Origin of the sequence: Micromonospora sp. URMC 105 (assembly GCF_051386295.1) — a bacterium.
Taxonomy (GTDB): Bacteria; Actinomycetota; Actinomycetes; order Mycobacteriales; family Micromonosporaceae; genus Micromonospora.
Genome location: NZ_JBPQTL010000072.1, coordinates 16,074 through 28,735 on the forward strand (window position 1 = coordinate 16,074; position 12,662 = coordinate 28,735).

At 72.8% G+C, this 12,662-nt stretch carries 9 protein-coding genes; 4 read left to right on the plus strand and 5 right to left on the minus strand.

All coding sequences use genetic code 11. The features are described from left to right. Nucleotide 1: 1 nt before the first annotated feature. Complete coding sequence (gene thiC / locus ACSNN7_RS20970; protein ID WP_436682641.1) at nucleotides 2-1,594, plus strand: phosphomethylpyrimidine synthase ThiC; 1,593 nt, start codon at nucleotides 2-4, stop codon at nucleotides 1,592-1,594. A gap of 72 nt (nucleotides 1,595-1,666) precedes the next feature. Here the strand turns inward: thiC and ACSNN7_RS20975 are convergent, their stop codons facing one another. From ACSNN7_RS20975 to ACSNN7_RS20990, 4 genes are all read right to left on the minus strand, one after another. Further along, the gene (locus ACSNN7_RS20975; RefSeq protein ID WP_436682642.1) at nucleotides 1,667-4,471 is read right to left on the minus strand and encodes a hypothetical protein; all 2,805 of its coding nucleotides are present in this window, start codon (nucleotides 4,469-4,471) and stop codon (nucleotides 1,667-1,669) included. Between the two features lie 65 nt (nucleotides 4,472-4,536). Then, on the minus strand, nucleotides 4,537-4,845 hold the full coding sequence (locus ACSNN7_RS20980; RefSeq protein ID WP_436682643.1) for a cupin: 309 nt from the start codon (nucleotides 4,843-4,845) through the stop codon (nucleotides 4,537-4,539). Beyond that, nucleotides 4,842-5,792 (minus strand): LLM class F420-dependent oxidoreductase, encoded by a 951-nt coding sequence (locus ACSNN7_RS20985; protein WP_436682650.1) that lies wholly within the window; start codon nucleotides 5,790-5,792, stop codon nucleotides 4,842-4,844. Before ACSNN7_RS20985 ends, ACSNN7_RS20980 begins: the two co-directional genes overlap by 4 nt. A gap of 2 nt (nucleotides 5,793-5,794) precedes the next feature. Then, entirely contained in the window at nucleotides 5,795-6,577 is a 783-nt protein-coding gene (locus tag ACSNN7_RS20990; protein ID WP_436682644.1) for an ABC transporter ATP-binding protein, read from the minus strand. Between the two features lie 269 nt (nucleotides 6,578-6,846). Between ACSNN7_RS20990 and ACSNN7_RS20995 the strand changes: the two genes are divergently transcribed. Both ACSNN7_RS20995 and ACSNN7_RS21000 read left to right on the plus strand, forming a co-directional pair. Then, nucleotides 6,847-7,875, plus strand: coding sequence for an ABC transporter substrate-binding protein (locus tag ACSNN7_RS20995; RefSeq protein WP_436682645.1), 1,029 nt, complete (start codon nucleotides 6,847-6,849; stop codon nucleotides 7,873-7,875). A gap of 100 nt (nucleotides 7,876-7,975) precedes the next feature. Continuing rightward, the gene (locus tag ACSNN7_RS21000; RefSeq protein WP_436682646.1) at nucleotides 7,976-8,872 is read left to right on the plus strand and encodes an ABC transporter permease; all 897 of its coding nucleotides are present in this window, start codon (nucleotides 7,976-7,978) and stop codon (nucleotides 8,870-8,872) included. A gap of 121 nt (nucleotides 8,873-8,993) precedes the next feature. Here ACSNN7_RS21000 and ACSNN7_RS21005 read toward each other — a convergent pair whose 3' ends face one another. After that, a complete protein-coding gene (locus ACSNN7_RS21005) occupies nucleotides 8,994-10,175 on the minus strand; it encodes an ABC transporter substrate-binding protein (protein ID WP_436682647.1) in 1,182 nt (393 codons plus the stop codon). Between the two features lie 435 nt (nucleotides 10,176-10,610). Between ACSNN7_RS21005 and ACSNN7_RS21010 the strand changes: the two genes are divergently transcribed. Beyond that, a partial coding sequence (locus ACSNN7_RS21010) for a nitrate- and nitrite sensing domain-containing protein (RefSeq protein ID WP_436682648.1) occupies nucleotides 10,611-12,662 on the plus strand: 2,052 nt, incomplete at its 3' end.

Consider the following 12,662-nt stretch of genomic DNA (forward strand, 5'->3'; position numbering starts at 1 on the left):
CATGCAGGCACGTCGCAAGGTCTACGTCGAGGGGTCACGACCGGACGTCCGGGTGCCGTTCGCCGAGGTGGAGCTGACCGGGGACAACCCCCCGCTGCGCCTCTACGACACCTCCGGCCCGGGCTCCGACCCGGAGGTGGGACTGCCGCCGCTGCGCGGGGAGTGGATCGCCGAACGCGGCGACGTGGCACCGGCGCGGGGCGCGGGCACGCCACTGGCCGGGACGGACGGCAAGCGGCCGACGCAGCTCGCGTACGCGCGGGCCGGGGTGGTCACGCCGGAGATGGAGTTCGTGGCGATTCGGGAGGGGGTGGCGCCCGAGTTCGTCCGGGACGAGATCGCCGCCGGGCGGGCGGTGCTGCCGCTCAACGTCAACCACCCCGAGTGCGAGCCGGCGATCATCGGCAAGGCGTTCCTGGTCAAGGTGAACGCCAACATCGGCACCTCGGCGGTCACCTCCTCGGTGGCCGAGGAGGTGGAGAAGCTGACCTGGGCGACCCGCTGGGGCGCGGACACCGTGATGGACCTGTCGACGGGCAAGCGGATCCACGAGACCCGCGAGGCGATCGTGCGCAACTCGCCGGTGCCGATCGGCACCGTGCCGATCTACCAGGCGCTGGAGAAGGTCGGCGGCGACCCGGTCAAGCTGAGCTGGGAGGTGTTCCGGGAGACCGTCGTCGAGCAGGCCGAGCAGGGCGTCGACTACATGACCGTGCACGCCGGGGTGCTGCTGCCGTACGTGCCGCTGGCCGTGGACCGGGTCACCGGGATCGTCTCCCGGGGCGGGTCGATCATGGCGGCCTGGTGCCTGGCGCACCACGAGGAGAATTTCCTCTACACCAACTTCCGGGAGCTGTGCGAGATCCTGGCCCGCTACGACGTCACGTTCTCCCTGGGCGACGGGCTGCGGCCGGGGTCGATCGCGGACGCCAACGACGAGGCCCAGTTCGCCGAGCTGCGTACCCTCGGCGAACTGACGAAGATCGCCTGGGAGTACGACGTGCAGGTGATGATCGAGGGTCCGGGCCACGTGCCGATGCACAAGATCAAGGAAAATGTGGACCTCCAGCAGGAGTGGTGCCACGAGGCGCCCTTCTACACGCTCGGCCCGCTGACCACGGACATCGCTCCCGCGTACGACCACATCACCTCGGCCATCGGCGCGGCGATGATCGGCATGTTCGGCACCGCCATGCTCTGCTACGTCACGCCGAAGGAGCACCTCGGGCTGCCGGACCGGGACGACGTGAAGGCGGGCGTGATCGCGTACAAGATCGCGGCGCACGCGGCCGACCTGGCCAAGGGCCACCCCGGCGCGCAGGCCTGGGACGACGCGCTCTCCAAGGCCCGGTTCGAGTTCCGCTGGGAGGATCAGTTCAACCTCTCGCTGGACCCGGAGACCGCCCGGTCGTACCACGACGCGACGCTGCCGGCCGAGCCGGCGAAGACCGCGCACTTCTGCTCGATGTGCGGGCCGAAATTCTGCTCCATGAAGATCACGCAGGAGTTGAAGGAGTACGCCGCGCGCGGCATGCAGGACAAGTCGGCGGAGTTCGTCTCCTCCGGCGGCCGGGTCTACCTCCCGCAGGCCTGAGGCGATCCGCGCCGGTCCGGCGACGACGGGCGATGTCACCCGCGTCGCCGGCCCGGACGGGCTCCTCGCTGCTCAGTCCCGGTGGTGGCGACCGCTGGAGCGCAGCGAGCGGCGGCCGCTCTCCGTCTCCGGCTCGTTGTCGGCCAGCGGCCGGCTCAGGCCGGCGACCCAGTCGACGTACTCCTCGTCCTGCGCGGCGAGCGGCTCCGCCTCGGGTGCCTCGGCCGGCGGCTCGGCGGCGCGCGCCTTGTTGCGGCGGAACAGCCCCCGCTTGGACCGGGACCTACCGGTCGCCGGCTCCGTCTCGACCCCCGGCGACGGATCGGCCGCGCGGGCCTCGACCGTCGGGTCGGGCGTCTCGGCGATGGGCAGGTCGCTCGCCCGGCTCGCCGTGCCCGGGGTGCCGGGTCCGGAGGTGTCCGCGTCCCAGCGGAAGGTGACCGGCTTCGGTGCCTCGGTCGGACCGTGGTCCGGGAAGGGCAGTTCGGCGCGGGGCGGGGCCGGCGCGGGGCGCGGCGCGGTGAACGCGTTCCAGCTCACCGCGCTGTTCAGGTCGGGCAGCTGGTGCCGGGGACGAGGCGCCGGCTCGCCGGCGGCGGACGGCGCGCGGCGCTGCCCGGCCCGGTCGAGCGCCGCCGGGTCGAGGCCAGCAACCGGTACAGGGCCGGCGGTCGGGACGGGGCCGGCGGTCGGGACGGGGCCGGTGGTCGCGACGGGGCCGGTGGTCGCGACGGGGCCGGCAACCGGGACGGGGTCGGCGGTCGGGACGGGCCCGGAACGGCCGGCGGGTGTCGAGGCGGGAGAGTCGGCCGGCTCGGGCACGGTGGTGGGGTCGGTGGCGGCTTGGGCCGCGCGCTTCGTCCGGCGGGCGGTGGGCGCACCGGCGGTGGCAGCGGCACCGGCGGCGGGGCCGGCGGTGGCGGCGATACCCGCGGCGGGACCGGCGGTACCCGGGGCGGGACCGGCGTCGCCGGTCGCAGTGGCGGCCGAGGCGGAATCAACCTCGCTGGCCGCTGAGGTGAGGCCGGCGGCCGGGGCGGAACCGGCGTCGGTGGTGACGCCGGAAGTGGGACCGGCGTCGGTCATGGCAGCGGAGGTGGCGCCGACACCGGTCGTGGCAGCGGCGACAGGCGCGGACGCAGTGGCGATGGGCGTGGCGACAGCGGCGATGGGCACCGCGGTGTCCGCCGGATCCTCGGAGCCGACGGGGCGGAGCTTGCGGGTCCGCTTCGGCCGGGGCCGCGGCGCGTCGCTCGTGCCGTCGGTCGGCTCGGCCGTCCCGGCAGGCTCGGCCGTCGGGGACGCCTCGACGCCGAACCCCTGCTCGACCGGGGCCGTCGGGCGCGGCAGCCCGACCGGTCCGGCGTCGACCGGCTCGGTCGACGGGGGCTCCTCCATCGACCCCACGCTGGCCGGCGCGTCGGACAGGTCTGCAGCTCGGGGACCGTCGAACGGGCTCTCCGCACGCGACTCGTCGGCCGCCCCGGCCGGCGGCTCGTCGGAAGAGATGACCCCGAGCGGGTCGGTCGTCCTTCCGGGCTCCGGGTCGCGGCGGCGGTCCCTCGGCTGAGGCGCGCTCGCCGGGAAGGCCTCCGTCGCGGGGCTCTCACCGGTCGGCAGGTCGTGAGACGGCTCGTCCGGCCGCCGGCTGGTGGCCTCGGGACGGCTCGCCGGCACCGGTCCGGTGGCCGGGGCGTCGACGGCGAAGTCGCCGTCCGGCCGGGTGGCGGAGGAGGCGGGCGCGGTGCTCGGGGTGCCGGGCGTGACCGGCCAGTCCCAGTGCGCCGGGGTCGGTTCGGCCGGCCGGCCCGGGGTCAGCTCCGCCCCGGTCGGCGTGCCGGTGCCCGGCGAGATGTCGGTGCCCGGCGAGATGTCGGTGCCCGGCGAGGTGCCGGTGCCGGTCAGGTCCACCGTGGTCCGACCCTCGGCGGCCGGGCTCAGGGCCGGCGTGTCGGGCAGCGGGCGCAGGATGTCGGTCGGCTCGATGGCGCCGGCGGCCCTGGTGGCGCTGTGGGCTCCGGTGGCGGGGAAGAGCGGCCAGCGCACCAGCGTGGCGGCGGCCGACCCGAGCGCGCCGGTCGCGACGGCGATCACCGCGCCGTAGTACGGGGCGAGCTGGTAGCGGTCGGCGGAGCTGCCCGGGCCGGCGGTCAGGTAGGCGAAGGCGAGCAGCACCGGGCCGGCCGCCCCGGACGCGGCGCTGACCAGCGGGATGTGGCCCCGCCAACGGGCCAGCCCGCCGGTCACCGCGCCGGCCAGCAGCGCCACCACGGGGAGGAGCAGCATCGCCAGCCGCTGTGCGGTGCCGGCGTCCAGCCAGGACGGCTCCAGCACGCCGAGCCGTACGGTGCGCAGCGGACCGGTGGACAGGACCGCCGGTACGACCGAGAGCAGCGCCATCAGCCAGACCGTGCCGCCCACCACCGCTACGTTCCAGCCCAGCGGCGGGCGGAGCAGCACGGCCGAGGCGGCGCCCACGCCGACCACCGCACCGACGACGGCGCAGATTCCGACCGCCCCGACCGGGTCGACGGTGTTGAGTTCCGCGGCCCGGGCCGGTTGCATGCACAGCGGCGCGACGACCGTGGCGCCGAGCGCGGCTGCTGCGGAGACGGCGAGCTGCATGCCGGTGGTGTCCGGCAGCCCCAGCCGACGGGCGAGACGCCTGGTGATGATGGCGCCGACCACGGCGGCGTTGACGGCGAACCAGCCGACCCAGGCGAGCTGGGCCGGCCACTGGTTGACGGTGCCGTCGGTGAATGCACCGGTGAGCCGTACGAGGGAGAACCCGTACGCGATGCCGAGCTGACCGGCTCCGGCCAGCATGCTCACCCCGAGTGCCGTGAGCAGCAGTCTGCTCCACGTCCGAAAGGCCATGTGGCGCAGGTTACGGGCCGGTGCGCCCGCTCGCCACCGAAACGCGGCAGCCCGCCGGCCTGGGGTTACTTCAACTCGACGAGGCGGGCCAGGTACGTCGTGTCACCGACGTTGGTGAGCATGTGGACGGCGCCGGGGTCCCGGTAGACCACTCCGCCGGTGGGCTCGTCCGCGTCGATGCGGGTGCCGTCGACGGTCTGCACCACGTTCTTCGCGCCCTGGACGGCCACCACCAGATATGGATGGTCGTGCCGGTGCAGCGGCTGCCGCTCACCCGGCTCCAGGCGGATGTGCCACACCCGGACCCGGTCGTTCTCGAAGACGATCTCCTGGCCCACCGGGCCGAGTTCCGTGCCGTCGACCACGTCGGTCATCGCGTTCCGTTCAGCTGGGGGAGCACCTCGCCGGCGATGAGCTCCAGGTGGTCCAGGTCGTCGAGTTCGATCAGTCGCAGGTGCACCCGGGTGGTGCCGATCGCGGCGAACTCGCCGAGCCGGTCGACCAGTTGGGCGGGGGAGCCGACCACCGGGTCCTCCGGCGGCAGGGCGCTCTTGACGTGCAGCGGCTCGGCCCGGCGGCGGGCCTCGGCGTCGGTGCGGCCGATCGCCACCACCACTCCGGCCGAGAGCACCAGCGGGGCCCGCCCCGAGTCGGTCCGACCGGTCCGGTCGCACGCCTCGCGCACCCGTTCGTACGCGGCGGCGGTCTCCTCGACGGACTTGAAGGGCATGTTGAACTCGTCCGCGTACCGGGCGGCCAGCTCGGGGGTGCGCTTCGGGCCGCGCCCGCCGACGATCACCGGCGGGCCGGGCTGCTGCACCGGCTTGGGCAGCGCGGGCGCGTCCACCAGCCGGTAGTGGTCGCCGAGGTGGGTGTAGGTGTCGCCGACCGGGGTCCGCCAGAGACCGGTGACGATCTCCAGCTGCTCGGCCAACCGGTCGAACCGCTCGCCCACACTGGGGAACGGGATGCCGTACGAGGTGTGTTCGCGCTCGTACCAGCCGGCGCCGATGCCGAGCTCGACCCGGCCGCCGCTCATCTGGTCCACCTGAGCGACCATCACGGCCAGCGGCCCGGGCAGCCGGAAGGTGGCCGAGGTGACCAGCGTGCCGAGCCGGATCCGGGTGGTCTCCCGGGCCAGCGCGGCCAGCGTCAGCCAGGCGTCGGTCGGGCCGGGCAGCCCCGGCTCGTCGCCCATCGCCTGGTAGTGGTCGGCCCGCAGGAAGCCGTCGAAGCCGCCCGCCTCCACCAGCCGCGCGAAGCGGAGCTGGTCGTCGTAGCTGGCGCCGCGGTGCGGCTCGGTGAAGACGGCCACCCGCATGCTCATCGTCCCTCCGCCGCCACGGCCGGCGTCTCGCGTTCCATCAGCAGTTCGTGCAGTTCGGCGCTGACCCGGGCGACGTCGGCCAGATGGGCGTTGCGGCCGAGGGTGCGGGGCCGGGGGATGGCCACCTCGACGACCTTGCGGATCCGCCCCGGGCGCGGGCTGAGCACGACCACCCGGTCGGCCAGCAGCACCGCCTCGTCGATGGAGTGGGTGACGAAGACGACGGTGGCGCCGGTCTCCATGTGCACCCGTTGCAGCTCGCCGGAGAGTTCCTCGCGGGTGAGCGCGTCCAGGGCGGAGAAGGGCTCGTCCATCAGCATCACCCGGGGCTCGCCGATCAGCGACCGGCAGAGCGAGACCCGTTGCTGCATGCCGCCGGAGAGTTCGTGCGGCAGCCGCTTCTCGAAGCCGCCGAGACCGGCCATCTCCAGCAGTTGGCGGGCCCGTTCGCGGTGCTTCGCCCGGCTCCAGCCGAAGATCTCCACCGGCAGCAGGACGTTGTCGAGGACCGTGCGCCAGGGGAGCAGGGCGGGCCGCTGGAAGAGCATCGCGATGTCCTGGCGCGGCCGGGTGACCGCCGTACCGCCCACGGTGATCTCGCCGCTGGTCACCGGGAGCAGCCCGGCGACCATGCGCAGCAGGGTGGACTTCCCGCAACCGGAGCGGCCCAACACCGCCACGAACTCGCCCTCGGCGACCGTGAGGTCGATGCCGCGCAGCGCCTCGACCCGGCCGGAGCGGCCGTCGAAGGTACGCGACACGTCGGCGAGTCGGATCATCTCCGGCGGGCCTCCCCTGAGTGGGCGGTCAGGAATCCGACAAAGGCTATCCGGCGTGTGGCGCTTGCCAACAGTCCGGGGTGGACTCCCAGTTGTTTCCGTTCCGCAACCCGGTGTGGCTGGTGTCGTGACGGTGGGTCTCTCGTACGCTGTGCCCGCGAAGAGTCCCTTCACGACGGTGGCGCCGGCGTCCCCCCTCTATGTCGGCACCGCTGGAACGACAACCCCTCCGGGTGGCATGACCCGGTCGGAAAGGACATGGTGCACTGATGAGAAGGCTGACCCGTACGGTCGCCGCGGCCGCCCTGGCCACCGCTCTCGCCCTGGTCTCGGCGTGCAGCAGCGGCTCGGACGACTCCGACGCCAAGGGCGGTGACGGCAAGGCGCTGGAGAAGGTGACCTACCTCACCTCGTTCGGCAACTTCGGCCGTGACTCGTACGCCTGGGTGGCGAAGGAGAAGGGCTTCTTCAAGGAGGCCGGCTTCGACGTGGAGATCAAGCCGGGCCAGGGCACCGGTTCGGTCATCCAGACCATCGTCGGTGGCCAGGCCGACTTCGGCCCGATCGACCTGACCGGTGGCCTGCTCCAGCTCGGCAACGGCGCCGCCAAGGACTTCGTGGCGGTGGCGGCGATCCAGCAGCGCACGATGGCCGCCGTGGTCACCGTCGAGGGCAAGAACATCGCCACGCCGAAGGACCTGGAGGGCAAGAAGCTCGCCGACACCCCCACCTCCGTGGTTCGTCAGCTCTTCCCGACGTACGCCCGGCTCGCCGGTGTGGACGCCAGCAAGGTGACCTGGGTCAACGGTGAGGCGCAGACCCTGATGGGCACGCTGGCCTCCGGCACCGTCGACGGCATCGGCCAGTTCGTGGTCGGTCAGCCCACCGTCGAGGCGGTGACCAAGAAGAAGCCGGTCGTCCTGCCGTACAGCGAGGTCATGCAGGACCTCTACGGCAACGCCCTGATCACCTCGACCAAGCTGGCCAAGGAGAAGCCGGAGACGGTCAAGCGCTTCACCGCGGCGCTGCTCAAGGGCCTGGAGTACGCCCTGGCCAACCCGCAGGAGGCCGCCGAGCTGCTGAAGAAGAACGTCGACGCGACCAACCCGGCCGCGGCCGCCGCCGAGCTCCAGCTGATGGCCGGGTACGTCCGGTCCAGCAACTCCGGCACCGCCATCGGCACCCTGGACAACGAGCGGGTCGCCAAGAGCATCGCCCTGCTGCAGGGCGCGGGCGCCCTCAAGCAGAACATCACCCCGGACCAGATCATCGACTTCAGCCTGACGCCGAAGGCCTGATCGGCACCGACCGTGCCACGGGGGTGCGGTCACCGGGGAGACCGGTGGCCGTGCCCCCGTGGCCGTGCCGGCCCCTCGCCGGCAGGAGAGGATGGGACACGTGACGCAGAGCCGTACCCGCTCGGGAGCGGGGGAGGCGGAGCGCGACGTCACCGCGGGCGCCGCGACCGACGCGCCCGGGGTGCCGACCCCGACCACGCCACCGGCCGTCGTGGCGTCGGCCCGCCCGGGGGTACGCCCGGGGACCGTCGGACTGCCGCTGCTCGGCCTGCTGATCGCGGTGACCGTCTGGTGGCTGGTCACCTCGGGGCTGAAGCTGGTCCACCCGGCGTCCCTGCCGCCGCCGCAGGACGTGTGGGCGGCGCTGACCGCGGCGGCCGACGTGCTGTTGCCGGCGCTGGGGATCACCACGCTGATGACGCTGCTCGGCTTCGTGCTCTCCGCCGCCGCCGGGGTGCTGATCGGGATGGCCCTGGCCGCCTCCCGGCGGGCCGAGCGGATGTTCGCGCCGCTGCTGGTGGCGGTGAACGCGGTGCCGAAGATCGCCCTGGGGCCGCTGCTGGTGGTCTCGGTCGGCTGGGGCGAGAAGCCGATCCTGACCATGGTCTTCCTGCTCTGCTTCTTCCCGATCGTGCTCTCCACCGCGACCGGGCTCACCACCACCCCGGCGGATCTGGCCGAGCTGGCCCGGTCGCTGAACGCCTCGTGGTGGCAGTCGTTCCGCAAGGTGCGCTTCCCGGCCGCGCTGCCGCAGATCTTCGTCGGGCTGAAGGTGGCGATGCCGCTGGCCGCCATCGGCGCGGTGATCGGCGAGTTCTACTCCGACAAGCCGGGGCTCGGTTACCAGATCCTGCAGTACAACGGCATCGGGGACACCGCGACGGCCTGGGCGGCGATCGTGCTGATCGCCGCGATGAGCATCCTGCTCTACGCCGCGCTCTCCCTGGTCGAGCGCCTCGCCCTGCCCTGGGTGCGGGCCACCACCAGCGCCCGCTGACCGTCAACCCGACGTCGACCGTCCACCCGCAAGATCGCCAAGCGGTGTGGCCCCACCGTCCCCGGCGCAGGGATCAAGCCTGACCGCCCGAAGCCGGGGACGGTGGGGCCACACCCCACCACTACCCGGCCAGCCGCCAGCGTCCACCCCGGGCGACCAGCGTCGTCAGCGCCTGGGGCATCAGCCCGGAGTGGTTGTCCGGCGTCATCCGGATCGGTCCGGAGAGCCCGTCCATCTGCGAGGTCTCCAGCACGTCCCGGATGCCGTCCCGGTTGACCCGGTCGGCCGGGCCGCCGGCCCGCAGCGCGGCGTCGGCGATCAGCTGGACCGCGTCGGCGGCGAAGGAGGAGAAGCCGTTGTAGCCGCCGAACCGGGCGGTGTAGTCCTGGAACCACTGGCGGCGGGCCGCCTTCGCCGGGGTGGTGGCGATCACGTCGTCGATCACCATGGTCTGGGTGAAGACCAGGGTGGCCCGCTCGGCGGGCCGGGCCGCGTTGCCCAGGAAGAGGTCGCCGGCGGCGGCCGCGTCGAGGAAGAGCGACCCGGAGAAGCCCGCCTCCTGCGCGCTGGTCGCGGCGAGCGAGGCCTGCTCCGGCGGGGTCCAGAGCAGCAGCGCCTGCGCCCCGCCGGAGGTGAGCAGGCGGATCGGCTGGCTGACGTCGGTGTCGGTGGCGCGGACCGCCTCGTTGCGGACCAGCCGGATTTTGGCCTTGTCGAACTCGCCGCGCAGCGCGGTCAGGCCCTCCCGGCCGTAGTCGTCGTCGCTGTGCAGCACGGCGACCTTACGGATGCCCTTCCGGCGCAGCTCCGTGGTGAGCGCCCCGGCGCTGTCGGCGGCGTTCGGGGCCAGTTTGAAGACGTACCGCCGCTCGGCGACCGGGTTGGAGATCGCGCTGGACGGGGCGAGCGCGATGGTGGGGATCTTCTTCTCGTTGATGGTGCGGACGGCACCGACCGCGCATTCGTTGCAACCGCCCATGATGATCGCGCTGACCTTGGAATTGCCGCTGAAGTCGGTGATGTTCCGCAATGACTCACTGGCGTCGGAACGGTTGTCCTTCACCTCGAGCCGGATCTTCCGGCTGCCCAGGGCGCCGGAGTTGTTCAGCTGCTCGATCTTCAGTCCCAGCGCGCGCTGGTACGCCTTGCCGACTCCGGCCGCCGCGCCGGAGAGTTCGAGGTCCGCGGCGATGACGATGGGGCTGGTGTCCTCCTGCCCCGTTCCGAACGAACAGCCGGTGAGCGTGGTGGCCAGTACGGCCGATGCGAGCGCCACGATGGTCGCGGAGCGGATGGGGCTCAACTCAGTCCTCCAGGTGCGGCGCGGGCGCTGCCCGGTCACCGCCGCTAGTCCGTCCTCAGTGGAGAAACGGGGTTCTCTGCCGTACGGTGTGCGCGAAGCCTGCAAAACCTTGCCAACGCCGGGCCCCGCGGTCAAGCGCGGGAACTCGGAGTGGTTTCGGGACGGCTTTCCCACATGTTGGGGTCATCAGATGTTTACGGATGCTCACTCCCGAGAGGCGATCGGCCACTCTGGAGTGACAATGCCTGTTCAGAGCGTGGGCAAGAATGAGCTCAAAAGGTGACAGGGTCGCCGGTTGACCGTTTCCTGCCGCACCGCGGCTTCCCAAACGCGATCATCTCTGATGAAATCGCGGCCGTGCCGCGCGTGGCGCTCTCCGCTGCACCAGGCACGGGTCGGCGGGTCAGGCGTGGAAGAAACGACGGAGGCGATGTCGTGAGCACCGGACCGACGACCCTGCCCGAAATCGGCGACGCCGGTCACCACGATCGCCGAGGGCGGCTGCCCCGACTCCGGGACGCGCGGATCCGCTCCAAACTCGCCCTCATTCTGGTGGTCCCGGTCGCGGCCGTCATCGCTCTGGCAACTATCCGACTCATCTCCACCGGCGAGGGCGCGTACGACGCCACCCGGATCCGGTCGCTGACCGCGCTCTCGGTCGACGTCTCCGCGCTCACCCAGGACCTGCACAAGGAGCGGATGGCGGCGGCCTGGTACCTGGCCACGCCGCAGCAGCGCCCCGACGACTACAACCTGCGGGTCCGGGCCACCGACCAGCGGATCGCCGAGTACCGCACCGAGCGGGGCAGGATCGGCGAGGTCCCGGCGGCCGTCCGGGACCGGCTCAAGGTCATCGACGGCCACCTGGAGACCCTCAACGGCACCCGCCAGGAGGTGCTCGACCGCCGGCAGATGCCGGTGGCCGAGGCCACCCTGCGCTACGGCATCGTCCTGACCGACCTCGTCTCGTACGGCGACACCCTGGCCCAGCTCCCCGGCCAGGAGAGCCTGGCCGACGCCCGCCGCGCGGTGGCCGCCTTCGGCCGGGCCAAGGCGGCCGTCGCCGAGGAGGAGGCGGTCGCCTACACCGCGCTCAGCGCCGGCCGGATCGACGAGGAGCAGTTCTCCGCCTTCGTCACCACGCTGACCAGCCAGCAGGAGGCGCTGGTCGCCTTTTCCCTGGCCGCCGACCCCGAGCAGCGAGCCCTGGTCGAGCGCACGGTCTCCGGCGACGCGGTCGGGCTCGCCGACCGGGTGTCCAACGACATCACCCGCTCGGTGGGGCAGCAGCCGCTGGTCGGCGCCGTCGACGCCAGCGCCTCGATCGGCTCGGTCAACGACCTGATGCGGTGGGCCGAGATCCAGCTCCAGGACCGCCTGTTGAGCCGCGCCGAGCAGGCCCGCAGCGACGTCATCCGGCAGGCCGTCATCGAGTCGGTGCTGGTGCTGCTCACCCTGATCATCGCCGTCTCGCTCGCCGTGGTGCTGGCCCGCTCGCTCAACCACTCGCTGCGGCGGCTGCGGGAGGGCGCCCTGTCGGTGGCCAACCACGACCTGCCGGACGCGGTGCGGCGGCTGCAGAACATGGGCAGCGTCGGTGAGGGCGGCGTGGAGGAGATCGTCCGCCAGGTCCGCGACCCGATCCGGCTGCGCAGCCGCGACGAGGTCGGCCAGGTGGCCCTGGCCTTCAACGTCGTGCACAAGGAGGCCGTGCGGGTCGCCGCCGAACAGGCCGCCCTGCGGACCAGCGTCTCGGCGATGTTCCTCAACCTGGCCCGGCGCAGCCAGACGCTGGTCGACCGGATGATCGGCGAGCTGGACGCGATCGAGCGCAGCGAGGAGGACCCCAAGCGCCTCGCCCAGCTCTTCGAGCTCGACCACCTGGCCACCCGGATGCGCCGCAACGACGAGAACCTGCTCGTCCTGGCCGGCGCGGACTCGGCGGTGCCCCGCCGTGACGACGCGCTCCTGGTCGACGTGCTGCGGGCCGCCCAGTCCGAGGTCGAGCTCTACAACCGCATCGAGTTCGGCACCGTCGACACCGACATCTCGGTCGCCGCCCACGCCGTCAACGACGTGGTCCGGCTCGTCGCCGAGCTGCTCGACAACGCCACCCGCTTCTCGCCGCCGACCACCACCGTGGTGGCCGACGGCCGCCGCATCCGCGACTACGTGCTGATCCAGATCGAGGACCGGGGCCTGGGCCTCACCGAGGAGCAGCTCGACTCGCTCAACCGCCGGCTGGCCGCGCCGCCGAGCGTCGACGTGGCCGCGTTCCGGCTGATGGGTCTGGCCGTGGTGAGCCGGCTCGCCTCCCGGTACGGCATCCGGGTGGAGCTGCGGCGCAACCTCGAGGGCGGCACGGTCGCCCAGGTGACGCTGCCGAACTCGACCGTGGTGCTGCCCGCCCATCGGGGCCGGGACAACTCGCTGCCCCGGGCGCGCCAGCCGCTTGCGGTCGAGCAGACCCCGCTCGCCTCGGCCGGC

What these genes read in the sequence shown, in the direction of transcription:
- thiC (WP_436682641.1), top strand. Translation starts at nt 2, where the DNA reads ATGCAGGCACGTCGCAAGGTCTACGTCGAGGGGTCACGACCGGACGTC.
- ACSNN7_RS20975 (WP_436682642.1), bottom strand. Translation starts at nt 4,471, where the DNA reads ATGGCCTTTCGGACGTGGAGCAGACTGCTGCTCACGGCACTCGGGGTG.
- ACSNN7_RS20980 (WP_436682643.1), bottom strand. Translation starts at nt 4,845, where the DNA reads ATGACCGACGTGGTCGACGGCACGGAACTCGGCCCGGTGGGCCAGGAG.
- ACSNN7_RS20985 (WP_436682650.1), bottom strand. Translation starts at nt 5,792, where the DNA reads ATGCGGGTGGCCGTCTTCACCGAGCCGCACCGCGGCGCCAGCTACGAC.
- ACSNN7_RS20990 (WP_436682644.1), bottom strand. Translation starts at nt 6,577, where the DNA reads ATGATCCGACTCGCCGACGTGTCGCGTACCTTCGACGGCCGCTCCGGC.
- ACSNN7_RS20995 (WP_436682645.1), top strand. Translation starts at nt 6,847, where the DNA reads ATGAGAAGGCTGACCCGTACGGTCGCCGCGGCCGCCCTGGCCACCGCT.